Source organism: Salmonella sp. 2020_1395, from assembly GCF_043848115.1.
Lineage (GTDB): Bacteria > Pseudomonadota > Gammaproteobacteria > Enterobacterales > Enterobacteriaceae > Salmonella > Salmonella enterica.
This window is the reverse complement of sequence record NZ_JBCMFH010000001.1, coordinates 343,104-365,387: the sequence shown is the minus strand read 5'-3', so window position 1 is coordinate 365,387 and position 22,284 is coordinate 343,104. Positions and strand designations below refer to the sequence as shown.

22 protein-coding genes are annotated in these 22,284 nt (G+C 53.3%); 15 read left to right on the top strand and 7 right to left on the bottom strand.

Annotated features, from left to right (window positions below; translation table 11 throughout):
* Positions 1-8 precede the first annotated feature (8 nt).
* Together ACH0WD_RS01920 and ydfZ are read left to right on the top strand one after the other, a co-directional pair.
* Complete coding sequence (locus tag ACH0WD_RS01920; RefSeq protein ID WP_000215563.1) at positions 9-695, top strand: GntR family transcriptional regulator; 687 nt, start codon at positions 9-11, stop codon at positions 693-695.
* 180 nt (positions 696-875) lie between these two features.
* On the top strand, positions 876-1,079 hold the full coding sequence (ydfZ, locus tag ACH0WD_RS01915) for a putative selenium delivery protein YdfZ (protein WP_000989267.1): 204 nt from the start codon (positions 876-878) through the stop codon (positions 1,077-1,079).
* A gap of 66 nt (positions 1,080-1,145) precedes the next feature.
* On the opposite strand, the gene ACH0WD_RS01910 is transcribed toward ydfZ, so the two are convergent.
* The 5 genes from ACH0WD_RS01910 to ACH0WD_RS01890 all read right to left on the bottom strand — a co-directional run bounded on the left by ACH0WD_RS01910 (position 1,146) and on the right by ACH0WD_RS01890 (position 6,881).
* Positions 1,146-2,612: a mannitol dehydrogenase family protein gene (locus ACH0WD_RS01910; RefSeq protein ID WP_001181241.1), complete on the bottom strand. Its 1,467-nt coding sequence runs from the start codon at positions 2,610-2,612 to the stop codon at positions 1,146-1,148.
* A gap of 143 nt (positions 2,613-2,755) precedes the next feature.
* Positions 2,756-4,135 carry an MFS transporter gene (locus ACH0WD_RS01905; protein ID WP_000192118.1) on the bottom strand — a complete coding sequence of 460 codons (1,380 nt, stop codon included), beginning with the start codon at positions 4,133-4,135 and terminating at the stop codon, positions 2,756-2,758.
* Between the two features lie 53 nt (positions 4,136-4,188).
* Complete coding sequence (locus ACH0WD_RS01900) at positions 4,189-5,208, bottom strand: Zn-dependent oxidoreductase (RefSeq protein WP_000836492.1); 1,020 nt, start codon at positions 5,206-5,208, stop codon at positions 4,189-4,191.
* A gap of 10 nt (positions 5,209-5,218) precedes the next feature.
* Complete coding sequence (gene rspA / locus ACH0WD_RS01895) at positions 5,219-6,433, bottom strand: starvation-sensing protein RspA (protein WP_000706270.1); 1,215 nt, start codon at positions 6,431-6,433, stop codon at positions 5,219-5,221.
* A gap of 121 nt (positions 6,434-6,554) precedes the next feature.
* Positions 6,555-6,881: a YnfA family protein gene (locus tag ACH0WD_RS01890; RefSeq protein WP_000921389.1), complete on the bottom strand. Its 327-nt coding sequence runs from the start codon at positions 6,879-6,881 to the stop codon at positions 6,555-6,557.
* 152 nt (positions 6,882-7,033) lie between these two features.
* Between ACH0WD_RS01890 and ACH0WD_RS01885 the strand changes: the two genes are divergently transcribed.
* Positions 7,034-7,375 (top strand): DUF1283 family protein, encoded by a 342-nt coding sequence (locus tag ACH0WD_RS01885; RefSeq protein ID WP_001066440.1) that lies wholly within the window; start codon positions 7,034-7,036, stop codon positions 7,373-7,375.
* Positions 7,376-7,410: 35 nt separating this feature from the next.
* A complete protein-coding gene (gene speG, locus ACH0WD_RS01880) occupies positions 7,411-7,971 on the top strand; it encodes a spermidine N1-acetyltransferase (RefSeq protein WP_000199997.1) in 561 nt (186 codons plus the stop codon).
* A gap of 40 nt (positions 7,972-8,011) precedes the next feature.
* Here the strand turns inward: speG and ACH0WD_RS01875 are convergent, their stop codons facing one another.
* On the bottom strand, positions 8,012-8,722 hold the full coding sequence (locus tag ACH0WD_RS01875) for a YnfC family lipoprotein (protein ID WP_000743122.1): 711 nt from the start codon (positions 8,720-8,722) through the stop codon (positions 8,012-8,014).
* A gap of 103 nt (positions 8,723-8,825) precedes the next feature.
* Here ACH0WD_RS01875 and ACH0WD_RS01870 point away from each other — a divergent pair, with 103 nt between their 5' ends.
* The 11 genes from ACH0WD_RS01870 (at position 8,826) to clcB (ending at position 21,583) form a co-directional block, all read left to right on the top strand.
* Positions 8,826-9,134 carry a DUF1161 domain-containing protein gene (locus ACH0WD_RS01870; RefSeq protein WP_000975516.1) on the top strand — a complete coding sequence of 103 codons (309 nt, stop codon included), beginning with the start codon at positions 8,826-8,828 and terminating at the stop codon, positions 9,132-9,134.
* 156 nt (positions 9,135-9,290) lie between these two features.
* Positions 9,291-11,729 carry a selenate/tellurate reductase subunit YnfE gene (ynfE, locus tag ACH0WD_RS01865; protein ID WP_001117604.1) on the top strand — a complete coding sequence of 813 codons (2,439 nt, stop codon included), beginning with the start codon at positions 9,291-9,293 and terminating at the stop codon, positions 11,727-11,729.
* Between the two features lie 98 nt (positions 11,730-11,827).
* A complete protein-coding gene (ynfF, locus tag ACH0WD_RS01860; RefSeq protein WP_000705276.1) occupies positions 11,828-14,263 on the top strand; it encodes a selenate/tellurate reductase subunit YnfF in 2,436 nt (811 codons plus the stop codon).
* 10 nt (positions 14,264-14,273) lie between these two features.
* Positions 14,274-14,891 carry a dimethylsulfoxide reductase iron-sulfur subunit DmsB gene (gene dmsB, locus ACH0WD_RS01855; protein WP_000213069.1) on the top strand — a complete coding sequence of 206 codons (618 nt, stop codon included), beginning with the start codon at positions 14,274-14,276 and terminating at the stop codon, positions 14,889-14,891.
* 1 nt (position 14,892) lies between these two features.
* Complete coding sequence (locus tag ACH0WD_RS01850) at positions 14,893-15,750, top strand: dimethyl sulfoxide reductase anchor subunit family protein (protein ID WP_000534703.1); 858 nt, start codon at positions 14,893-14,895, stop codon at positions 15,748-15,750.
* Between the two features lie 42 nt (positions 15,751-15,792).
* Positions 15,793-16,407: a Tat proofreading chaperone DmsD gene (dmsD, locus tag ACH0WD_RS01845; RefSeq protein WP_000206573.1), complete on the top strand. Its 615-nt coding sequence runs from the start codon at positions 15,793-15,795 to the stop codon at positions 16,405-16,407.
* A 304-nt stretch (positions 16,408-16,711) separates the two neighbouring features.
* Positions 16,712-17,422: an osmoprotectant ABC transporter permease OsmY gene (osmY, locus tag ACH0WD_RS01840; protein WP_000557304.1), complete on the top strand. Its 711-nt coding sequence runs from the start codon at positions 16,712-16,714 to the stop codon at positions 17,420-17,422.
* Between the two features lie 28 nt (positions 17,423-17,450).
* Positions 17,451-18,353, top strand: coding sequence for an osmoprotectant ABC transporter substrate-binding protein OsmX (gene osmX / locus ACH0WD_RS01835; RefSeq protein ID WP_001211185.1), 903 nt, complete (start codon positions 17,451-17,453; stop codon positions 18,351-18,353).
* A 9-nt stretch (positions 18,354-18,362) separates the two neighbouring features.
* Complete coding sequence (gene osmW / locus ACH0WD_RS01830; protein WP_000379678.1) at positions 18,363-19,010, top strand: osmoprotectant ABC transporter permease OsmW; 648 nt, start codon at positions 18,363-18,365, stop codon at positions 19,008-19,010.
* Entirely contained in the window at positions 19,010-20,158 is a 1,149-nt protein-coding gene (osmV, locus tag ACH0WD_RS01825; protein ID WP_000593092.1) for an osmoprotectant ABC transporter ATP-binding protein OsmV, read from the top strand. Before osmW ends, osmV begins: the two co-directional genes overlap by 1 nt.
* A gap of 135 nt (positions 20,159-20,293) precedes the next feature.
* Complete coding sequence (gene clcB / locus ACH0WD_RS01820; RefSeq protein ID WP_000554911.1) at positions 20,294-21,583, top strand: voltage-gated ClC-type chloride channel ClcB; 1,290 nt, start codon at positions 20,294-20,296, stop codon at positions 21,581-21,583.
* On the opposite strand, the gene bioD is transcribed toward clcB, so the two are convergent.
* Positions 21,539-22,234 carry a dethiobiotin synthase gene (bioD, locus tag ACH0WD_RS01815; protein ID WP_000919206.1) on the bottom strand — a complete coding sequence of 232 codons (696 nt, stop codon included), beginning with the start codon at positions 22,232-22,234 and terminating at the stop codon, positions 21,539-21,541. The two genes, clcB and bioD, sit on opposite strands and share 45 nt — an antisense overlap.
* Positions 22,235-22,284 lie beyond the last annotated feature (50 nt).

Genomic DNA, 22,284 nt, shown 5'->3' with positions numbered 1-22,284 from the left:
AAGAATGAATGACCGTCGAAACGCAGCTTAACCCTACACAGCCTGTCAACCAGCAAATTTACCGTATTCTTCGGCGTGATATCGTGCATTGCCTGATCCCGCCTGGCACGCCGCTATCAGAAAAAGAGGTCTCAACCCGTTTTAACGTTTCGCGTCAACCGGTGCGCGAGGCTTTTATAAAGCTGGCGGAAAATGGGTTGATTCAGATCCGCCCTCAGCGCGGTAGTTATGTGAATAAGATTTCGCTTTCTCAGGTACAGAATGGCTGCTTTGTTCGGCAGGCGATCGAATGCGCGGTAGTCCGCCGTGCGGCGGCGATGATCACCGACAACCAGTGCTATCAACTGGCGCAAAACCTGCACCTGCAACATATTGCCATCGAGCGCAAACAGATTGATGATTTTTTCCAGCTTGATGACGATTTCCACCAAAAGCTGGCGCAGATCGCCGATTGCCAGTTAGCGTGGGATACCATTGAAAATATCAAAGCGACAATCGACCGGGTTCGCTATATGAGTCTGGATCATGTTTCTCCGCCGGAGATGTTGTTGCGCCAGCACCATGATATTTTCTCCGCGCTGGAAAATCGTGACGGCAATGCGGTTGAGAGCGCAATGACCCAGCATTTGCAGGAAATTAGCGAATCCGTTCAGCTTATCCGTCAGGAAAACAGCGGCTGGTTTAGCGAAGAGTAACCCCCTTTAACGTCGGGGTGAGACGCCTTCTCCGCTTTCTCACCCTGCACATTCCCGCCTAAAAAGCCGTGAGCTTGATCAAAAACAAAAAAAATTCGCAACGATAAGCGTATTTATATGTCGCCCGTCATGCGGGGAAACCTGCGGGCTTTGGCTGTAAGTTTGAAAGGAGAAAACACCATGATGACATACGATCGTAACCGTAACGCAATCACTACCGGTAGCCGGGTCATGATAAGCGGCACGGGTCATACCGGGATTATCAAAGCCATTGAGAGCGAAGGTCTGGATGCAGGTCAAATTCGCCGCGGCAAAACGGTGATTGTCGAAGGTTGTGAAGGTAAATTCGCGCCAGTCGAACTGATTCGTCTTGGCATGAACTGATACTACTGGCCGCTAAGAACCGCTCCGGCCTTCCCGGTAGCATAATGCTACCGGGTCTCTGTTGCGCTACTTCAACCGCTCGGCATATTTCGCCACGCTCGCTTTCGCGCCATATGTCAGTAAACTGTCATAGGCTTCTTGCACTTTTTGCGTAAACCGCGCCGCCTGCGGCAAATCGTTGCCGAAAATTTCTGCCATTCCCAGCAGCGCCTTAACACGACTGGCGCCTTCTTCACTGTTTGCCACGGCGCGCTGAATAACCGGCAATAGCGGATCGCTGACGTCGATCGCCTTGCCCTGCTCATCCACGCCGCCAACGTAACGCATCCACCCCGCTACGCCCAGCGCCAGCAAATCAAAATCGCTATGATTAGCAAGATGCCAGCGAACGGAGTCCAGCATACGCTGCGGAAGTTTCTGGCTGCCATCCATCGCAATCTGCCAGGTACGATGACGCAGCGCCGGATTACGGTAACGCGCAATCAACTGATCGGCATAACGCTGTAAATCTACCCCCTGGACTTTCAGCGTTGGCGCCTGCTCGCGTAACATTAACGCCTGCGCGGTCAGACGATAGTTGTCGTCAGCCATGCAGTCATTAATATGCTGATAGCCGGCAAGATACCCCAGATAAGCCAGGAATGAATGACTGCCGTTAAGCATTCGCAGTTTCATCTCTTCAAACGGAACCACGTCGGCGACCAACGTCGCGCCCGCATTTTCCCACTGCGGACGCCCCGCCACAAACGTATCTTCTATCACCCACTGACGAAACGGTTCGCAGGCGACGCCCGCCGGATCGCGCACGCCGGTCAGTTGTTCGATTTTATCCAGCGTCTCCGGCGTGACCGCAGGGACAATCCGATCAACCATGGTTGACGGAAATGTCACGTTTTGCTCGATCCATATCGCCAGTTCCGCATCCACCTCCCGGGCGTAAGCCGTCACAACCTGACGCGTCACATGCCCATTTTCCGGCATGTTATCGCAGGACATCACGGTAAATGCCGGTAAGCCTGCGGCTTTACGACGCGCTAACGCTTCGACAATAATACCCGGTGCCGTTAGCGGTTGATGCGGATTTTGCAGGTCGGCGGCAATCATGGGATGTTCCAGCAGAAGTTGGCCCGTGGCTGGCGAATGACAATACCCTTTCTCGGTAATGGTCAGAGACACAATCGCTATCTGCGGTTCGCACATCGCCGCCAGCACACGTTCCAGACCATCAACCTGGACATGCAACGCCGCTTTGACGACGCCCACCACACGCGCCGTCCAGGCATCCGCCGACATCTCCGCCACGGTATAGAGGTTATCCTGCTGCTTTAGATCGGCAATCTGCTGTTCGCCGCCAATAAGATTAACCTCATAATAGCCCCAGTCGCTATGCTGCTCCGCAGCCAGAATATCTGTGTAAACCCCCTGATGCGCGCGATGAAACGCGCCAAAACCGAGATGGACCATCCGCGCCGCCAGCGCCGCGCGATCGTAATCAGGAAGCGTCGCCTTTGCCGATAAAAGCCTGTTTTGCATTTTATAACCTCTATATTCTGAAAGCGGAGCAGTCGCAGAGTAACGCCTGCCCTGGTGCATTTGGATTTACACTGATTAAACAAAAGTGACCGGACAGCATGGCCGAAACCGCATTAGCGTTCCGGCCATACCGTCGACACGATTTAACTCGTCTGGGTTGCGGAGTGGCGTAACTTCTCTGCCGCTGTCGCTTCCGCCGCATCCTCAGGCAGACTCAGGTCGCGATCTCTGACCTCCGGCATCAACAGCGCAGAAATCAGACCAATACACGAGTAGAGCACCAGCATAATTAAGATGGGCAGCCAGGAATCGGTCATGTTACAAAAGATCCCTGCGAGGACGGGGCCAAAACCGACCGCCACCAGCCCCCCTGCCTCTTTTGAAATCGCCATCCGGGTGAAGCGATTACGCGATCCGAAAATTTCCGCCATGGTGATGTTTTCCAGCGCAAATAATCCCAGCACGGCAAAGTTATGAATAACAATGAGCGCCGCCATAATTACGCCAGGGCTATACGTTTTATCTACCACAATAGACAGCATCGGCCAGGCGAGAATAATCGCGGAGATATTCAATATTATATACGGCAGCCGACGACCGTATTTATCGGACAACCACCCCAAGAGTGGGATAGTGATAAAACCAATTACGGAACTTATCATTAACGCATCGGTTGGGATAGATTTGTTAAATAATAACGTCTGAACTAAATATCCGGCAAGGAAGGTTTGAATAAGCCCAGAATTCCCCGCCTGCCCAAAACGTAAACCGGTGGCCAGCCAGAAAGATTTGCTGGTAAACATCGCGCCCAATGTATTTTCTGACGCAGGCGTTAACGCTGGCGATTTTTCGCCTTCGCTTACTTTTTCGAATACCGGACTTTCTTTCAAATTCATTCGCAGCCAGATCGCGAATATCATGACAACGACGCTCGCCAGGAAAGGAATACGCCATCCCCAGGCGATCAGTTGTTCGCGTTCAAGCGCAAAGAACATCACCGCCCAGATCGCCGTCGCGCTCAACGTACCGCAGTTGGTGCCCATCGCGACCAGCGAGGAAATGATGCCACGCTTTCCTTTCGGCGCATACTCGGCCAGCATGGTACCCGCGCCGGAAATTTCCGCCCCGGCGCCCAGCCCCTGTATAATTCGCAATGTCACCAGTAATACTGGCGCAAAAATGCCGATTTGCGCATACGTCGGCAGTACGCCAATCAGCGTGGTGCAGATCCCCATCATGGTGATAGTAATAAACAATACTTTTTTTCGTCCGATGCGGTCGCCCATTTTACCAAAAACAAAGGCGCCGATAATTCTGGCTATATAACCTGCACCATAGGTGCCCATTGCCAGAATAAGCGCCATCGCGGCAGACTGTTCCGGGAAAAATATCTCATGGAAGACCAGAGCCGCGCCTAGTGAATATAACTGAAAATCCATAAATTCAAGCGCGGTGCCTAACCAGCCAGATACGGCAGCGCGCACTAAATCCTGAGTCGATCGTTCATGCTTTATTTGTGTCATATAGGCAATCTCTAAGAGGTAAGATGCGTACCACTTACTCGCAATTATTTATATTATTTCGCAAACGTGAGTAAGACTTTGCAGCATTGACGCTGGTCTTTCTCGAAAAGCTCAATCGCGTCGGTGACATATTGATAATCAAATGTATGCGTTATCAGCTTATCCGGATCAATAAGCCCTTTATTCAGCCAGTCAATCACGACCGGAAATTTATTAGCATTAAGACGCGATGAATAAATAGCCAGCTCTTTTCCGGTAATACCCTGCTGTACAATCTCACACGGGTCACTGGAAAATCCCATCAGGACAATGCGTGCCGCAGGCGATGCAAGTGTAATCGCCTCTTGCAGGATCGCGGGATGACAGGCGGCATCGACAATCAAGGTCGGCTTTAGCGCCTTCTGCTGTAGAAATTCCGCCAGTGAATGTTGACCATTATTGAGGGTCCAGTCAGCGCCGCTCTGCTTCGCCATCGCTAAACGCTCTTCAATGCGATCAACGGCTATGACCGTTTTAACCTGATAAACCCCCTTCAGCGCCTGTACGGTCGTCAGTCCCATCGGGCCAGCGCCATAGATAAGCGCCACGTCCTGCTCGGTTGGATTCACCTGCCCCGTCACATTTGCCGCAATGGTAAACGGCTCAACCATGACGGCATGATGATCTGCGATGTTGTCCGGTATGCGATGAGCATTACGGGCCGGCGCCACCGCATACTCGCTGAAACCGCCGTCACGATGCACGCCCAGCACCACCAGCGAGGTACACACATTGGGTTTACCGACTGAACAAGGGTAACAATGCCCGCAACTGATCACCGGATCGACGGATACCCGTTCTCCTATCCGGTCGCGATTGACGTTGTCGCCTACCGCGTCGATGACACCGAAAAATTCATGGCCTATGACACGGGGATATTTTGCAAAGGGATTATGTCCCCGATAAATATGACTGTCGGAACCGCAGATACCCGCCAGTTTCACTTTAATACGAACTTCGCCCGGCGCAGGCTGCGGAAGCGCGCGCGTTTCGATAGTTAATGTATTCGGTTTTTCGATTACGATGCTTTTCATTTTTCGCTCCTTACCAGTTCCACAGTGTGCCGTCTTCCAGGCGGGCCACCGGCAAATAGGCTGGATCGTACGGATATTTCGCCGCCAGTTTTTCATCGAACTCAATGCCCAGTCCTGGCTTGTCGCCCGGATGCATATAGCCGCCCTCGAACGTCCAGTTATGCGGGAAAACCTCCAGCATCTGTTCGGAGTAGCCCATATACTCCTGTACGCCAAAGTTAGGCACCCACAGGTCGAAATGTAATGCAGCGGCCATACAAACCGGCGACAGATCGGACGGCCCATGCGAACCGGTACGCACCTGGTAGAGCGAGGCAAAATCGGCAATGCGGCGCATCCCGGTAATACCACCGGCATGGGTAAGCGTGGTGCGGATATAGTCAATCAATTGCTCTTCAATGAGCTGTTTGCAATCCCAGATACTGTTAAAGACTTCGCCTACGGCAATCGGCGTGACCGTATGCTGGCGGATGAGGCGGAAGCACGCCTGATTTTCAGCCGGCGTCGGGTCTTCCATCCAGAACAAACGATAGTCTTCAATACTTTTGCCAAAGCGGGCAGCCTCAATAGGCGTCAGTCGGTGATGCATATCGTGCAGAAGATGTTCATTAAACCCGAACGTATTACGCACGGCGTCAAACAGCTTTGGCGTAAAATCGAGATACTTTTCCGTTGACCACAATTGTTCTTCCGGCCACTGGCCTTTTGTCGCGGGCTCATAGGCCAGCCCCTTGCCTTTCGCCATGCCGTAGGTGGTTTTCATCCCCGGAACGCCGCACTGCACGCGGATTGCTTTGAACCCTTGCTCTTTATGACGCGCGTAGTCTTCCAGCACATCGTCGATAGTGTGGCCTGTGGTATGGCAATACACCATGACGCCTTCACGCGAAGCGCCGCCGAGTAACTGATACAACGGCATATTGGCGGCTTTGGCTTTAATATCCCATAGCGCCATATCAACCGCGGAAATGGCGGACATGGTGACAGGGCCACGGCGCCAGTACGCGCCTTTGTAGAAGAACTGCCAGATATCTTCGATGCGGCGAGCATCCCGCCCGATGAGCTGTGGGCACAGGTGATCGGTAAGGTACGAGGCCACCGGGAGCTCGCGTCCGTTCAGGGTGGCATCCCCCAGACCGGTGATCCCGTCTTCCGTGGTTATCTTTAAGGTGACGAAGTTACGCCCTGGACACGTAACAAAAACTTCAGCCCCTACAATCTTCATGTTTATTCCTTACATCGCATTATGGGATGCAGGAAATTTACCCAACTGAGCTACTACCATACAAGTATATTGATGTAAAAAGCGCTGCCAGATCACAAAATGTTCTGGTCGCGCGGCAATGTTACGTACGTCCCCATCCGACGACGATAATCAGCATTCCACACAGCGCGATCAGCGCGCCGCACCAGTCATAAACCGTGAGCCGGACGCCATCGACAACACGTAACCACAGGAGCGCAGTACAGACATATACCCCACCGTAAGCCGCATAAACCCGCCCACTTGCCGCCGGATGCAAGGTCAAAAGCCAGACGAATAACGCAAGTGACGCGGCGGCGGGCAGAAGCCACCACACGCTGGCGCCGCGCTTAAGCCATAGCCAGGGAAGAAAACATCCAATGATTTCACAGAGGGCGGTGACAAAGAAAAGCAGAGTCGTCTTTAGCATGAGATTCATTTGGTTACGAAATGATAAGTGATAATACAACAGAATATCGTTACGGTTATCCGGCCATTCTTGTGTATATGCCAGGCATAAGGATTGGTGTAGAATTTACAGGTGGTTTACCGCTTTTTCCCCTCTAATGAAAGGATGTTGTGATGAACAATACGCTGAGCAAACGCCTGTGCCTGACGGCAATGCTTACGTTGGCGGCCGTTGTATATACTACTTCCGCATTCGCTGAAACCAGTAAACTGGTGATTGAATCGGGAGATAGCGCACAAAGTCGTCAGGAAGCGGCGATGGAAAAGGAACAATGGAACGACACTCGCAGTCTGCGCCAGAAAGTGAATACCCGCGCAGAAAAAGAGTGGGACAAAGCCGATGCCGCCTTTGATAACCGCGATAAATGCGAGCAAAGCGCCAACATCAACGCCTATTGGGAGCCCAATACGCTGCGGTGTCTGGATCGTCGTACAGGTCGCGTTATTACGCCCTGATGCAGGATAACTAAAAGGAAGTGTAAGGATACAGTATGACAAGTGACTACAAGGTCAGACTGCGCCCGCTTGAGCGTGAAGATTTACGATTTGTCCACCAGCTTGATAATAATGCCAGCGTTATGCGTTACTGGTTTGAAGAGCCGTATGAGGCTTTTGTCGAACTGTCGGATCTCTACGACAAACACATCCACGACCAAAGCGAACGGCGCTTTGTCGTCGAATGCGACGGTGAAAACGCCGGGCTGGTAGAACTGGTGGAAATTAACCATGTGCATCGGCGGGCGGAATTTCAGATTATTATTTCGCCGGAGTACCAGGGAAAAGGCCTGGCGTCACGCGCGGCCAAACTGGCGATGGATTACGGATTTACCGTACTCAATCTCTATAAATTGTATTTGATCGTCGATAAAGAGAATGAAAAAGCGATTCACATCTACCGTAAACTCGGCTTTAGAGTAGAAGGCGAGCTGATTCATGAGTTCTTCATTAACGGCGAATACCGTAACACCATCCGCATGTGTATCTTCCAGCAGCAGTATCTGGATGAACATAAAACGTCCGGTTCTACGCTCCTGAAACCCACCGCGCAGTAAACGTGGCGCGGCAGTCACGGAGAGTCGCACCGCGCCCGGTTTAGTAGTAATCGATACGATTTTTAATGGTGTAATGGTGGGATACTGCCGGCTTAACGCTCTCATCGACGATAACAAGCCGGCAGTCAACAGGGTTCGCATACGCATCATATTCGCAGCTCTGTGTGACGTTGCCGACCTGTCGATCATCCACCCGGCTGACTGCCGTGTAATCCAGCTTTTTACGCGGGTCCGCGGAGGGTTTTGCCGTCACAGAGAGCGTATTCTGCGAGTTTATGGTTGTCTTACCTAGCGGATAACCTTCGCTATCATAGCGATACTCGACTTTCATCTCTTTGCCCGTCGCCGATACCACAAAACCGTTGTCGTCCGTTTCCCAGGTCACGCCCGCCGAAGGCAACGCCGCCAGCTGGCACTTCCCCTGTAACTGCACCTTTTTTTCCAGCGTCTGAGCATCCCGGTAATAATTGGCATCCAGCACGAGCGCCAGCCCCGTATTATTCTCCAGATCGTGTAACTCAAGCGTATCAAAGCAGCCTTCCTGTGAAAGCGTACCGGTGACCTGCTTCGCCACTTCGCCATTCTCACTCATCAATGTCTGGCTGAAATCCTTTACCGGACCACGTAATGGATCAAAATCAAATTCGTTCGAAAAACTGGCCATTTCCGGCGTAAAAGACTCAAGGGATTTCGGGTTATCACAACCTGCCAGTATCATGCACAATAACGTCAGTAAAAGGGGTTTCTTCACACGTATCACCAGGATGAAAAGATATTTATCATCATATTAGCAAATACAGTTATTTACACGAAAAATGCTAAGCTTAGAACATCGTCATTAATCACAGGAGTTCATGATGAAAATCGCAACTGCAATAGCCGCTCTGGCGTTAGTTAGCGCCCCCTCGCTGGTGATGGCGGCACCGGGATCGTGCGAGAGAGTAAAAAGCGATATCGAACAACGTATCATCAATAACGGCGTGCCGGCGGATAATTTTACGCTCACTATCGTTCCTAACGACCAGGCCGATCAGCCGGACTCACAGGTGGTGGGCCATTGCGCGAACGACACGCATAAAATTCTTTATACCCGCACCAGCAGCGGCAATGCGCCAGCCAATACCTCTCCCGCTCAGGACGGTTCATCCGCCGAACCGCAATAACCTCCTCCTGCCCTCCGGGTCCGGAGGGTAACGCTCTTTGACATGGATTAATAACCCTTACTCCCAAAGGGGTAAACTCATTACATCATTAGCATGTTAATAATTTCGTTATAGTTATCAATATATAGCGAAATAATAACGACAATGGAGTGAGTGATGCCCGGAGAAAAGCAACAAACAGGCGTTAGCCGCAGGACGTTAGTGAAATCAGCGGCGCTTGGCTCACTGGCGCTGGCTGCCGGAGGCGTATCTTTACCGTTTGGGATGCGTACCGCGGCCGCGGCGGTGCAGCAGGCTATGCGCAACGAAGAAGATAAAATCGTCTGGGGCGCCTGTTCGGTCAACTGCGGCAGTCGCTGCGCCCTGCGTCTGCATGTAAAAGATAATGAAGTCTGGTGGGTTGAAACTGATAACACTGGCGACGATGTCTACGGCAATCATCAGGTTCGCGCCTGTCTGCGGGGCCGTTCAATCCGTCGGCGCATTAACCATCCGGATCGCCTTAACTATCCCATGAAACGCGTTGGCCGCCGCGGCGAAGGCAAATTTGAACGCATTAGCTGGCAGGAAGCGCTGGACACCATTAGCGCCAGCCTGAAAAAGACCGTAGAGACCTACGGCAATGAAGCCGTTTATATCCACTATTCATCCGGCATCGTAGGCGGCAACATAACCCGCTCGTCGCCTGCCGCCTCGCCGGTGAAGCGTTTGATGAACTGCTACGGCGGTTCGTTGAATCAATACGGCTCATACAGTACCGCGCAAATTTCTTGCGCCATGCCCTACACCTATGGTTCCAACGACGGCAACAGCACATCTGATATCGAAAACAGTAAACTGGTGGTCATGTTCGGCAATAATCCGGCTGAAACACGCATGAGCGGCGGCGGCATTACCTGGTTTCTGGAGCAAGCGCGTGAACGCTCAAATGCGCGCATGATCGTAATAGATCCGCGCTATACCGATACCGCTGCCGGACGTGAAGACGAGTGGATACCGATTCGCCCCGGCACCGATGCCGCGCTGGTGGCGGGAATTGCCTGGGTATTGATTAACGAAAATCTCGTTGACCAGCCTTTTCTCGATAACTATTGCATCGGCTACGATGAAAAGACCCTTCCGGCTGACGCGCCCCCCAATGGCCATTATAAGGCTTATATTTTGGGCCAGGGCGAGGACGGTATCGCCAAAACGCCGCAGTGGGCATCGCATATTACCGGCATCCCCGCCGATCGGATTATCAAACTGGCGCGCGAGATAGGCAGCGTCAAGCCGGCCTACATCTGTCAGGGTTGGGGCCCGCAGCGTCAGGCGAACGGCGAACAAACCGCTCGCGCCATCGCCATGTTACCGATTCTGACCGGCAACGTCGGCATTCATGGCGGTAATAGCGGCGCACGCGAATCCACTTACACCATTACCATTGAACGTCTGCCGGTCCTGGAGAATCCCGTTAAAACCGCCATCTCCTGCTTTAGCTGGACGGACGCCATTGCGCGCGGCCCGGAAATGACCGCCCTGCGCGACGGCGTACGCGGCAAAGATAAGCTGGATGTCCCGATCAAATTTCTATGGAACTACGCTGGCAACACCCTGATTAATCAGCATTCGGATATTAATAAAACCCATGAAATTCTTCAGGATGAAGCAAAATGCGAAATGATTGTGGTCATCGACAATTTTATGACCTCTTCCGCGAAGTACGCCGATATTTTACTGCCGGATCTCATGACCGTCGAACAGGAAGATATCATCCCCAATGATTACGCCGGCAATATGGGATATCTGATTTTTATCCAACCGGCGACGACGCCTAAGTTTGAACGCAAGCCCATCTACTGGGTACTCAGCGAAATCGCCAGACGCCTCGGCGACGATGTGTATCAGCGGTTTACCGAAGGCCGTACCCAGGCGCAATGGCTGCAATATCTGTACGCCAAAATGCAGGCAAGAGATCCGGCATTGCCCGCGTATGACGATCTGAAAAAAATGGGCATCTATAAACGCAAAGATCCCAACGGCCACTTTGTCGCCTATAAAAAATTTCGTGAAGATCCGCAGGCCAATCCGTTAAAAACGCCGTCCGGTAAAATCGAAATCTACTCGAGCAAACTCGCTCACATCGCCAGTACCTGGGAGCTGGCGGAAGGCGACGTGATAAGCCCACTGCCGATTTATACCCCTACTTTTGAAGGATGGGACGATCCGAAGCGGAGCACCTTCCCGCTACAGCTGTTTGGCTTTCACTATAAATCCCGTACCCATTCAAGCTACGGCAATATTGATGTTCTGCAGGCCGCCTGTCGCCAGGAGGTGTGGATAAATCCGCTCGATGCGCAAAAACGCGGTATCGCGAATGGCGATAAGGTTCGCGTCTTTAACGATCGTGGAGAGGTGCGTCTACCCGCCAAAGTCACGCCGCGTATTCTGCCGGGCGTCAGCGCGATGGGTCAGGGCGCATGGCATAATGCGGATATGGCTGGCGATAAAATTGACCACGGCGCCTGCATCAATACGCTCACGACGCTGCGTCCTTCCCCCCTGGCAAAAGGGAATCCTCAACATACAAATCTGGTGGAAATCGAAAAAATCTAAGCCGCCTGCTCCGGGACGTTTTTACGCGCCCGGAGCTCCCCGTTTTGCGAACACAACGACATTTAAAACTCTTTTTTGGATGAGCATAGTGAGCTGTTATGAAAATCACCAACCCTGAGGCATTAATGGCGGCCAGTATCAGCCGACGAAGCCTGGTGAAAACCTCCGCTATCGGTAGCCTTGCGCTTGCCAGTAGCGCTTTCACCCTTCCGTTCTCCCGCATCGCCCACGCCGCAGCAGACCTCGCATCTGGCAATGTGGCAGAAAAAGCGGTCTGGAGTTCATGTACCGTTAACTGCGGCAGCCGCTGCCTGCTGCGCCTGCACGTAAAAGATGACACCGTATATTGGGTTGAATCAGATACCACGGGCAACGATGAATATGGCAACCATCAGGTACGCGCCTGCCTGCGCGGTCGTTCTATTCGTCGCCGGATGAATCATCCCGATCGCCTGAAATATCCGATGAAACGCGTTGGTAAACGAGGAGAAGGCAAATTCGAACGTATCAGTTGGGATGAAGCGTTGGATACTATCGGCGATAACCTGAAACGTATCCTCAAGGACTACGGCAACGAAGCGGTACATGTCCTTTACGGTACCGGCGTGGACGGCGGCAATATTACCAATTCTAACGTACCGTATCGCCTGATGAACGCCTGCGGCGGCTATCTCAGCCGTTACGGTAGCTACAGCACCGCCCAAATCAGCGCGGCCATGAGCTATATGTTCGGCGGCAACGACGGCAATAGTCCGGATGATATCGCCAATACAAAACTGGTGGTGATGTTTGGCAATAACCCCGCGGAAACACGTATGAGCGGCGGCGGCGTGACATACTATGTCGAACAAGCGCGCGAGCGCTCCAACGCCCGGATGATCGTCATTGACCCGCGTTATAACGACACTGCCGCCGGCCGCGAAGACGAGTGGCTGCCGATTCGCCCTGGTACCGATGGCGCGCTGGCGGCGGCAATCGCCTGGGTGCTGATTACCGAAGATCTTATTGATAAACCGTTTCTGGATAAATACTGCATCGGCTACGACGAAACCACTCTGCCCGCCTCGGCCCCGCGTAACGCGCACTATAAAGCCTATATTTTGGGTCAGGGCGACGACGGTATTGCTAAAACGCCGCAATGGGCCGCGCAGATTACCAGTATTCCGGCGGAAAAAATCATTCAACTGGCGCGGGAAATCGGCTCGGCGAAACCGGCTTACATTTGCCAGGGCTGGGGACCGCAACGCCACTCTAACGGGGAGCAGACCGCACGCGCAATCGCCATGCTGTCTGTACTCACCGGTAACGTCGGCATAAATGGCGGTAATTCCGGCGTGCGCGAAGGCACCTGGGATCTGGGCGTCGAATGGTTTTCTATGCTGGAGAACCCGGTAAAAACCCAGATTTCGGTCTTTACCTGGACCGACGCTATCGATCATGGCGCGGAAATGACCGCCACACGCGACGGCGTGCGGGGAAAAGACAAGCTCGACGTGCCGATCAAATTTTTGTGGTGCTACGCCAGTAATACGCTGATCAATCAGCATGGCGACATCGCCCACACCCACGAGGTGCTTCAGGACGACAGTAAATGTGAAATGATCGTCGGCATCGAGCACTTTATGACCGCGTCGGCAAAATATTGCGACATTCTGCTGCCTGATTTAATGCCGACCGAGCAGGAAGATCTGATTTCCCACGAATCCGCAGGCAATATGGGCTATGTCATTCTTGGTCAGCCCGCCACCTCGCCGAAATTTGAAAGAAAGCCCATTTACTGGACGCTCAGTGAAGTGGCTAAACGGCTTGGTCCGGACGTATACCAGACCTTCACAGAAGGCCGCACGCAGCATGAGTGGGTCAAATACCTGCACGCAAAAACCAAAGCGCGTAACCCGGAAATGCCGGATTACGAAGAGATGAAACAGACAGGCATTTTCAAGAAAAAATGCCCGGAGGAACACTACGTCGCTTTCCGCGCCTTCCGCGAAGACCCTGCCGCCAACCCACTGAAAACGCCGTCCGGTAAAATCGAAATCTATTCCGAGCGTCTGGCAACCCTCGCCAACACGTGGGAGCTGAAGAAAGATGAGATTATCCATCCTTTACCCGCCTATACGCCAGGCTTTGACGGTTGGGACGATCCGCTTCGTCAGCGCTACCCGCTACAGCTAACCGGCTTCCACTATAAAGCGCGTACCCACTCCAGCTACGGCAATATCGACGTCCTGCAACAGGCGTGTCCGCAGGAGATCTGGATCAACCCGATTGATGCGCAAGCGCGCGGCATTCAGCACGGCGACACCGTGCGGGTCTTTAACCAGAACGGAGAGATGCTCATTCCGGCAAAAGTCACGCCGCGCATATTGCCTGGCGTCACCGCTATCGGCCAAGGCGCCTGGTTAAATGCCGACATGTTTGGCGACAAAGTCGATCGCGGCGGCTCCATTAACATTCTGACGTCGCACCGGCCTTCCCCACTGGCGAAAGGTAATCCGTCACACAGTAATCTTGTTCAGGTTGAAAAGGCGTAAGGAGTAACCGATGACAACCCAGTATGGATTTTTTATTGATTCCAGTCGTTGCACCGGTTGCAAAACCTGCGAACTGGCCTGCAAGGACTACAAAGATTTGACCCCGGATGTCAGCTTCCGCCGCATTTATGAGTATGCAGGTGGCGACTGGCAGGAAGATAACGGCGTCTGGCACCAGAACGTCTTTGCCTATTACCTCTCCATTTCGTGCAACCACTGCGAAGACCCGGCCTGTACCAAAGTCTGCCCGAGCGGCGCGATGCACAAGCGCGATGACGGTTTTGTGGTGGTGAACGAAGAGGTCTGTATCGGCTGCCGCTACTGCCACATGGCCTGCCCGTACGGCGCGCCGCAGTACAACGCCGCCAAAGGTCATATGACCAAGTGCGACGGCTGTTATGACCGGGTGGCGGAAGGCAAGAAACCGATCTGCGTCGAATCCTGTCCGCTGCGGGCGCTGGATTTCGGCCCGATAGACGAACTGCGCAAAAAACACGGTGAGCTGGCTGCCGTCGCGCCGTTGCCGCGCGCGCATTTCACGAAGCCGAATATTGTGATTAAACCCAACGCCAACAGCCGCCCGACCGGGGACACCACCGGTTATCTGGCCAATCCGAAGGAGGTATAAGATGGGAAGTGGATGGCATGAATGGCCGCTGATGATCTTCACGGTCTTTGGTCAGTGCGTGGTCGGCGCGTTAATCGTTAGCGGACTGGGCTGGCTGACGGCAAAAGACGATACCATCGCCCGTCAGCGCATCGTGCGTAGCATGTTTTTTCTGTGGCTGGTGATGGGACTGGGATTCCTCGCGTCGATTATGCATCTCGGCTCGCCGATGCGCGCGTTTAACTCGCTTAACCGCGTAGGCGCTTCCGCACTGAGTAATGAAATCGCCGCAGGATCGGTGTTCTTTGCCGTAGGCGGCATCTGGTGGCTGGTGGCGGTACTCGGTAAAATGCCCCCGGTGCTGGGTAAAGTGTGGCTGCTGGTCAGTATGGCGCTCGGCGTTGCATTCATCTGGGCAATGACGCTCGTTTATCAGATAGATACCGTGCCAACCTGGTATAATGGCTACACCACGCTGGCCTTTTTCCTCACGGCATTCCTGTGCGGCCCGGTGTTTGCGGCGCTACTGCTACGCATCGCGCGCGTCCCATTTTGCAGCGTGACGTTTGCCAGTATTAGCGGCCTGGCGTTGGTGGTGTGCGTGGCGGTCATCGTACTACAAGGGCTGTCTCTCTCAACCATTCACAGTTCCGTGCAACAGGCCAGCCATCTCGCACCGGATTACGGTATGCTACAGGTCTGGCGCATTGTCTTGCTTGCTGCCGGATTAGGCTGCTGGCTATGTCCGCTAATCCGTCGCCGCGAACCGCATACCGTTGGTTTGCTGCTCGGTGTCGTGCTGGTGCTGGCAGGCGAAATTATTGGCCGCGGACTTTTTTATGGCCTGCATATGACCGTAGGTATGGCCGTCGCAGGTTAATTTATGCGTGCGGGGCGACCCGCACCTTTCGGGATTGTTTGAATGACCACTTTTTTACAACGTGATGATTTTTCAGTAACGGCGCGTGTTCTTGGCGCGTTGTTTTATTATTCGCCGGAAAGCCACGAAACCGCTCCTCTGGTTCAGGCGCTATTAACCGACGACTGGCAGGCGCAGTGGCCGCTTGATGCCGAGGCGCTTGCGCCTGTGGCGGCTATGTTTAAGACCCACAGCGAAGAGTCGTTGCCACAGGCCTGGCAGCGTCTGTTTATCGGCCCTTACGCTCTGCCGTCTCCGCCGTGGGGTTCCGTCTGGCTGGATCGTGAGAGCGTATTATTTGGCGATTCTACGCTGGCGCTACGTCAGTGGATGCGCGAAAACGGGATTCAGTTTGAAATGCAGCAAAACGAGCCAGAAGATCATTTTGGGTCGCTGTTGCTGCTGGCGGCCTGGCTTGCCGAGAATGGCCGTCATCATGAATGCGAACAACTCCTGGCCTGGCATCTGTTTCCGTGGTCGTCCCGCTTTCTGGACGTATTTATCGATCATGCCGGGCATCCGTTTTATCAGGCGTTGGGGCAACTGGCGCGTCTGACGCTGGCGCAATGGCAAGCTCAACTCATTATTCCCGTCGCTGTAAAACCGTTATTCCGTTAATCCCCATAAAAGGCAGGATTTTACCTGCCTTTTCTCCCATTGCGGCCTATTTTTATCTACAAAAAGTGACAACGTCACACCACGCTTCTATTTTTAAGATAATTCTTTATCGTGAATGTTCACCCTAAGCCGCATAAGGGCAAACCATAATTGTTAATAGATGTTTAACAGTGTTAAACATCACGCTCCGCTGGAATCCTTCCCAACCTGTTGCTATAGCTCAAAGTACCCTGCCGGAACATGGCATAACAACACGCGACTCTTAACGTCGCCATAACACATGCAAACAGGGAGACACACCGCAATGCACACCCTCACCCTAAAACGCGTACTTGGGTTCACTATCGTCATTTTGCTGTTACTGGCGCTGTTTATCTGGGGAATCGGTCTGGAGACGCTGAAAGCGCGTCAGGTCGATCTGCTGTATCTCGGACAACGGCATTTGATGCTGGTCTTTACGTCCATGTTTTTTGCTTTACTGGTCGGTATCCCGAGCGGGATTTTACTCAGCCGACCTGCGGCAAAAGGATTTGCTGAATATGTCATGCAAATCTTTAATGTTGGTAATACCTTGCCGCCGCTGGCCGTCCTGGCCTTAGCGATGGTGATTATCGGGATCGGCGATACGCCCGCCATTGTCGCGCTATTTCTGGCCTCCCTTCTGCCTATCGTCCGCAATACCTATGCGGGCCTCTGTTCCGTTCCCGCCTCACTGATTGAAGCGGCGAACGGGATTGGGATGACAAAATGGCAGCGGCTTCGCCAGGTAGAGCTACCTAATGCGTGGCCAGTGATGCTGTCCGGTATTCGCATCGCGACCGCCATCAATGTCGGCACCGCGCCGCTGGCCTTTCTGATCGGCGCCAGCAGCTACGGCGAGCTGATTTTTCCGGGGATTTATCTCAACGATTTTCCGACGTTGATTCTCGGCGCAACGGCCACGGCGTTATTCGCGCTGATTCTTGACACTCTGCTTGCCTGGTTTGGGCGACGCCTTAGCCCTCATACCGTCTGAACGCATAAATAACAATAAGGAGCGTTAAATGAGATTCAAAAAACACCTGTTAGAATGGCTTGCCGCAACGCTGTTGTTCAGTAGCCAGACGCAGGCCGCGCCGCTGGTTCTCGCTACCAAAAGCTTTACCGAGCAGCATATTCTTTCCGCTATGACCGTTCAGTATTTGCAGAAAAAAGGCTTTCAGGTTCAGCCGCAAACCAATATCGCCGCGGTGATTTCACGTAATGCGATGGTGAATAAACAAATTGATATTACCTGGGAATACACCGGTACATCGCTGATTATTTTCAACCGTATCGATAAGCGCATGAGTCCACAGGAAACCTACGACACGGTAAAACGCCTGGATGCGAAGCTGGGCCTGGTATGGCTCAAACCGGCTGACATGAACAATACTTACGCGTTCGCGATGCAGCGCAAACGCGCCGAGTCGGAAAATATCACCACCATCTCGCAAATGGTGGCAAAAATCGAACAGGTCCGGCAGAACGATCCTGACCACAACTGGATGCTCGGCCTCGATCTGGAATTTGCCGGGCGCAGCGACGGAATGAAGCCCCTTCAGCAAGCCTACCAGATGCAGCTTGATCGCCCGCAAATACGACAGATGGACCCAGGGCTGGTCTATAACGCCGTTCGGGATGGGCTGGTTGACGCCGGGCTGGTCTATACCACCGACGGACGGGTGAAAGGGTTTGATCTGAAAGTGCTGGAAGATGATAAAGGCTTCTTTCCAAGTTACGCTGTCACGCCCGTGGTGCGTAAAGAGGTGCTGGAAGCCAATCCTGGCCTTGATGACGCCTTAAACACCCTTTCCGGCCTGCTCAATAACGATGTGATATCGACCCTAAACGCTCAGGTCGATATCGAGCATCGCACGCCGCAACAGGTAGCCCATCAATTTTTGCAGGACAAAGGTCTGCTGTAAGGAGCGCCTATGGATACGATACATTATATGCTGGATAACGCAGGCTATCTCGCCAGCCTTACCTTTCAGCATCTCTGGCTGGTCGCGCTGGCCGTCGGTCTGGCGATTATCATCGGTGTACCGTTAGGCGTTTTGATTGTACGCCACAAATGGCTGGCAACGCCGGTATTGGGCGCCGCCACGCTACTTCTTACCATTCCGTCTATCGCGCTGTTTGGATTAATGATCCCGCTCTTTTCGCTGATCGGACATGGTATTGGCGTTCTGCCCGCCGTGACGGCCGTTTTTCTCTACTCTTTACTGCCGATTGTCCGTAATACCCATACTGCGCTTGATAGTTTGCCGCCCGGTCTGCGTGAAGCGGGACGCGGCATCGGTATGACTTTCTGGCAACGGCTGCGCTGGGTCGAAATCCCAATGGCCCTACCGGTTATTTTCGGGGGTATCCGCACCGCGGTAGTGATGAATATCGGCGTAATGGCGATTGCCGCGGTGATCGGCGCCGGCGGTCTGGGACTGCTACTGTTAAACGGCATTAGCAGCAGCGATATTCGCATGTTAATTGCCGGCGCGCTGATGATCTGTCTACTGGCGATTGTGCTTGACTGGCTGTTGCATCGTCTGCAAGTCGTACTGACACCTAAGGGGATACGATAATGATAAAACTGGAAAATCTCACCAAACAATTTGTACAGAAAAAGGGTCAGCCGCTAAAAGCCGTCGACAACGTCAACCTGAACGTGCCGGAAGGCGAAATGTGCGTCTTACTCGGTCCCTCCGGCTGCGGCAAAACCACCACGTTAAAGATGATCAACCGGCTGATCGCGCCCAGCAGCGGTAATATTCTTATCAACGGCGAGAATACCAACGATATGGATACGGTAACGCTACGCCGCAATATTGGGTATGTTATCCAACAAATCGGCCTGTTTCCTAATATGACGATTGAAGAAAATATTACCGTTGTGCCGCGCATGTTGGGTTGGGACAAAGCACGCTGCAAGCAACGCGCCGAAGAGTTGATGGACATGGTGGCGCTGGATGCCAGAAAATTTCTGCATCGCTATCCAAAGGAGATGTCCGGGGGACAGCAGCAGCGCATTGGCGTGATCCGCGCTCTGGCCGCCGATCCGCCGGTACTGCTGATGGATGAGCCCTTCGGCGCGGTGGACCCCATTAACCGCGAAGTGATCCAGAACCAGTTTCTGGATATGCAGCGTAAGCTAAAAAAGACTGTGATGCTGGTCAGCCATGATATCGACGAAGCGCTAAAACTCGGCGACCGTATCGCCGTGTTCCGTCAGGGGCGAATTGTACAGTGCGCCAGTCCTGATGAACTGCTGGCCAAACCGGCTAACGAGTTTGTCGGGTCGTTTGTCGGTCAGGACAGAACGTTAAAGCGTTTGCTGCTGGTCTCCGCAGGCGATGTGACCGACCAACAGCCAACCATTACCGCGCGGCCTTCCACGCCGTTAAGCGAGGCGTTCGGCATTATGGATGATCACGATATTCGCGCCATTACCGTCATTGACAACGACGGTAAGCCACTGGGATTTGTGAAGCGCCGGGAGGCGCGGAACGCCAGCGGAATCTGCGCCGATATCACCCATCCTTTCCGTATTACGGGCAAAGCGGAAGATAATCTGCGTATTGTGCTGTCCAGATTGTACGAAAGTAATACCAGCTGGATGCCGATCGTTGATGAAGACGGGCGCTATAACGGTGAAATCTCTCAGGATTACATCGCCGACTATCTCAGCTCAGGCCGCACGCGTCGGGCGCTAAATATTCACGAAAACAGCTAACGCCACCGCCGGATGGCCTCTCGCTATCCGGCAATATCATTATTGTACGCAATATTATATCGCACATAGTGCTTTTGCGTCTGACGCCATTTCCCCGCAGAATAGGCTATCCTGAAACTCCCTGTTTACCCGCTCATGCATCGTTTACACGCTTACCCGGATCTGCGCGCGATGTTTCGTCGCCTGCTGATCGCTACGCTCATTGGTATTCTCGCGGCGCTGGCTGTCGCCGCCTTCCGTCATGCGATGCAATTGCTGGAGTGGATTTTCCTGAGTAATGACACCGGCAGTCTGGTGAATGCGGCTGAGGGGCTTTCGCCCTGGCGACGGCTGATTACGCCGGCGCTTGGCGGCCTGGCCGCTGGTCTGTTGCTGTGGGGGTGGCAAAAAATGAACCAACAGCGCCCCCATGCGCCCACTGACTATATGGAAGCATTGCAAACCGACGGGCAATTTGACGTTGGCGCCAGTCTGGTGAAATCGCTGGCCTCGCTGCTGGTCGTGGTCAGCGGCAGCGCAATTGGTCGCGAAGGCGCAATGATCCTCCTCGCCGCGCTGGCGGCATCCAGCTTTGCCCGACGCTTCACGCCGCGTGAGGAATGGAAATTATGGATCGCCAGCGGCGCCGCTGCGGGCATGGCGGGCGCTTACCATGCGCCACTGGCGGGCAGCCTGTTTATCGCGGAGATCCTGTTCGGTACCTTAATGCTGGCTTCCCTCGGCCCGGTTGTCGTTTCCGCCGTCGTCGCCCTGCTAACCACCCATGTATTAAACGGTAGCGATTCACTACTCTATACCGTACATCTGACCGTTGATCTCCACGCGCGGGAGTACGTCATGATAGTCAGTACCGGCCTGGTCGCCGGTCTGTGCGGCCCATTGCTGATGTGGCTGATGACGGCCAGTCATAATAGTTTCTTACGTTTAAAACTGTCCCCGCCCTGGCAACTGGCGTTGGGCGGGCTTATTGTCGGATTACTGTCGTTACTCACGCCCACGGTATGGGGAAACGGCTATAGCGTCGTACAATCATTTCTGCTCTCCCCGCCGCTATTCTCGCTGATTGGCGGAATTTTTGTGTGCAAAATCCTGGCGGTGCTCGCCAGCAGCGGGTCTGGCGCGCCGGGCGGCGTCTTTACGCCAACATTATTTGTCGGATTATCCATTGGAATGTTTCTGGGTCGGATATGGGGATTCTGGCTGCCAGGCTCGGATGAAATAGCGATTTTATTGGGGCTGGCGGGTATGGCGACGCTACTGGCGGCGACAACCCATGCGCCGATAATGTCCACCCTGATGATTTGTGAAATGACCGGCGAGTATCAGTTACTCCCCGGTCTGCTGATTGCCTGTGTAGTCGCGTCAGTGCTCTCGCGAACGTTACGCCATGATTCTATCTACCGCCAGCACGCTGCCGAGCATTGATAAACGAATATACTGCCCCAGCTCACGCTGCTCGGCGCGCGGCAGGTACGGTAACTCGCCAATCAACGGCGCTGGCAGTTTTTTCCCAAGCACATCAATAATTTCAGCATAATGCGCCAGGCCAGGATTGATACGATTCGCCACCCAGCCAATTAATGGCAGTCCATCGTTAGCGACAGCTTGCGCAGTCAGTAGCGCATGATTAATGCACCCCTCCTGAATCCCTACCACCATCAATACCGGTAACTGTTCCTGTACCACCCATTCGGACAATGGACGTAAATCATTCATCAAACTACGCCAGCCGCCAGTACCCTCCACAACCACGTGGTCCACTTTATCGCTCAGGCTCGCCAGACCGTTGGACAGCAAGGTGTAATTTATAGGACAGCTATGCGCGACGCTGCTTTCTTCTTCGCTTAACGCGATCGGATTAATCGCCTCATACGGCAACTCCAGCGAAGAGACGCTTTGCAATACCAGCGCGTCTTTGTTGCGCATCCCTTCTGCAGTCTCTTTGCTCCCTTTAGCGACAGGTTTATACCCTGCAACGCTCTTACCACCCGACGCTAACGCTTGTAGTAATGCGCGGGAAACCACCGTCTTCCCAACAGAAGTGTCTGTACCTGTAATAAAGAAACGCTTCAGCATCACTAACTCCACCGTTATGCTTCGAAAATATAAGCCAGGAAAATAATACA

Excerpts from the sequence above, each read along its gene's own strand:
- ynfF (WP_000705276.1), top strand. The coding sequence starts at position 11,828 with ATGAAAATCACCAACCCTGAGGCATTAATGGCGGCCAGTATCAGCCGA.
- speG (WP_000199997.1), top strand. The coding sequence starts at position 7,411 with ATGACAAGTGACTACAAGGTCAGACTGCGCCCGCTTGAGCGTGAAGAT.
- ACH0WD_RS01910 (WP_001181241.1), bottom strand. The coding sequence starts at position 2,612 with ATGCAAAACAGGCTTTTATCGGCAAAGGCGACGCTTCCTGATTACGAT.
- ynfE (WP_001117604.1), top strand. The coding sequence starts at position 9,291 with ATGCCCGGAGAAAAGCAACAAACAGGCGTTAGCCGCAGGACGTTAGTG.
- bioD (WP_000919206.1), bottom strand. The coding sequence starts at position 22,234 with ATGCTGAAGCGTTTCTTTATTACAGGTACAGACACTTCTGTTGGGAAG.
- dmsB (WP_000213069.1), top strand. The coding sequence starts at position 14,274 with ATGACAACCCAGTATGGATTTTTTATTGATTCCAGTCGTTGCACCGGT.
- ACH0WD_RS01850 (WP_000534703.1), top strand. The coding sequence starts at position 14,893 with ATGGGAAGTGGATGGCATGAATGGCCGCTGATGATCTTCACGGTCTTT.
- osmY (WP_000557304.1), top strand. The coding sequence starts at position 16,712 with ATGCACACCCTCACCCTAAAACGCGTACTTGGGTTCACTATCGTCATT.
- ACH0WD_RS01905 (WP_000192118.1), bottom strand. The coding sequence starts at position 4,135 with ATGACACAAATAAAGCATGAACGATCGACTCAGGATTTAGTGCGCGCT.
- clcB (WP_000554911.1), top strand. The coding sequence starts at position 20,294 with ATGCATCGTTTACACGCTTACCCGGATCTGCGCGCGATGTTTCGTCGC.
- osmX (WP_001211185.1), top strand. The coding sequence starts at position 17,451 with ATGAGATTCAAAAAACACCTGTTAGAATGGCTTGCCGCAACGCTGTTG.
- ACH0WD_RS01920 (WP_000215563.1), top strand. The coding sequence starts at position 9 with ATGACCGTCGAAACGCAGCTTAACCCTACACAGCCTGTCAACCAGCAA.
- rspA (WP_000706270.1), bottom strand. The coding sequence starts at position 6,433 with ATGAAGATTGTAGGGGCTGAAGTTTTTGTTACGTGTCCAGGGCGTAAC.
- osmW (WP_000379678.1), top strand. The coding sequence starts at position 18,363 with ATGGATACGATACATTATATGCTGGATAACGCAGGCTATCTCGCCAGC.
- ACH0WD_RS01870 (WP_000975516.1), top strand. The coding sequence starts at position 8,826 with ATGATGAAAATCGCAACTGCAATAGCCGCTCTGGCGTTAGTTAGCGCC.
- ACH0WD_RS01900 (WP_000836492.1), bottom strand. The coding sequence starts at position 5,208 with ATGAAAAGCATCGTAATCGAAAAACCGAATACATTAACTATCGAAACG.
- ydfZ (WP_000989267.1), top strand. The coding sequence starts at position 876 with ATGATGACATACGATCGTAACCGTAACGCAATCACTACCGGTAGCCGG.
- dmsD (WP_000206573.1), top strand. The coding sequence starts at position 15,793 with ATGACCACTTTTTTACAACGTGATGATTTTTCAGTAACGGCGCGTGTT.
- ACH0WD_RS01885 (WP_001066440.1), top strand. The coding sequence starts at position 7,034 with ATGAACAATACGCTGAGCAAACGCCTGTGCCTGACGGCAATGCTTACG.
- osmV (WP_000593092.1), top strand. The coding sequence starts at position 19,010 with ATGATAAAACTGGAAAATCTCACCAAACAATTTGTACAGAAAAAGGGT.
- ACH0WD_RS01890 (WP_000921389.1), bottom strand. The coding sequence starts at position 6,881 with ATGCTAAAGACGACTCTGCTTTTCTTTGTCACCGCCCTCTGTGAAATC.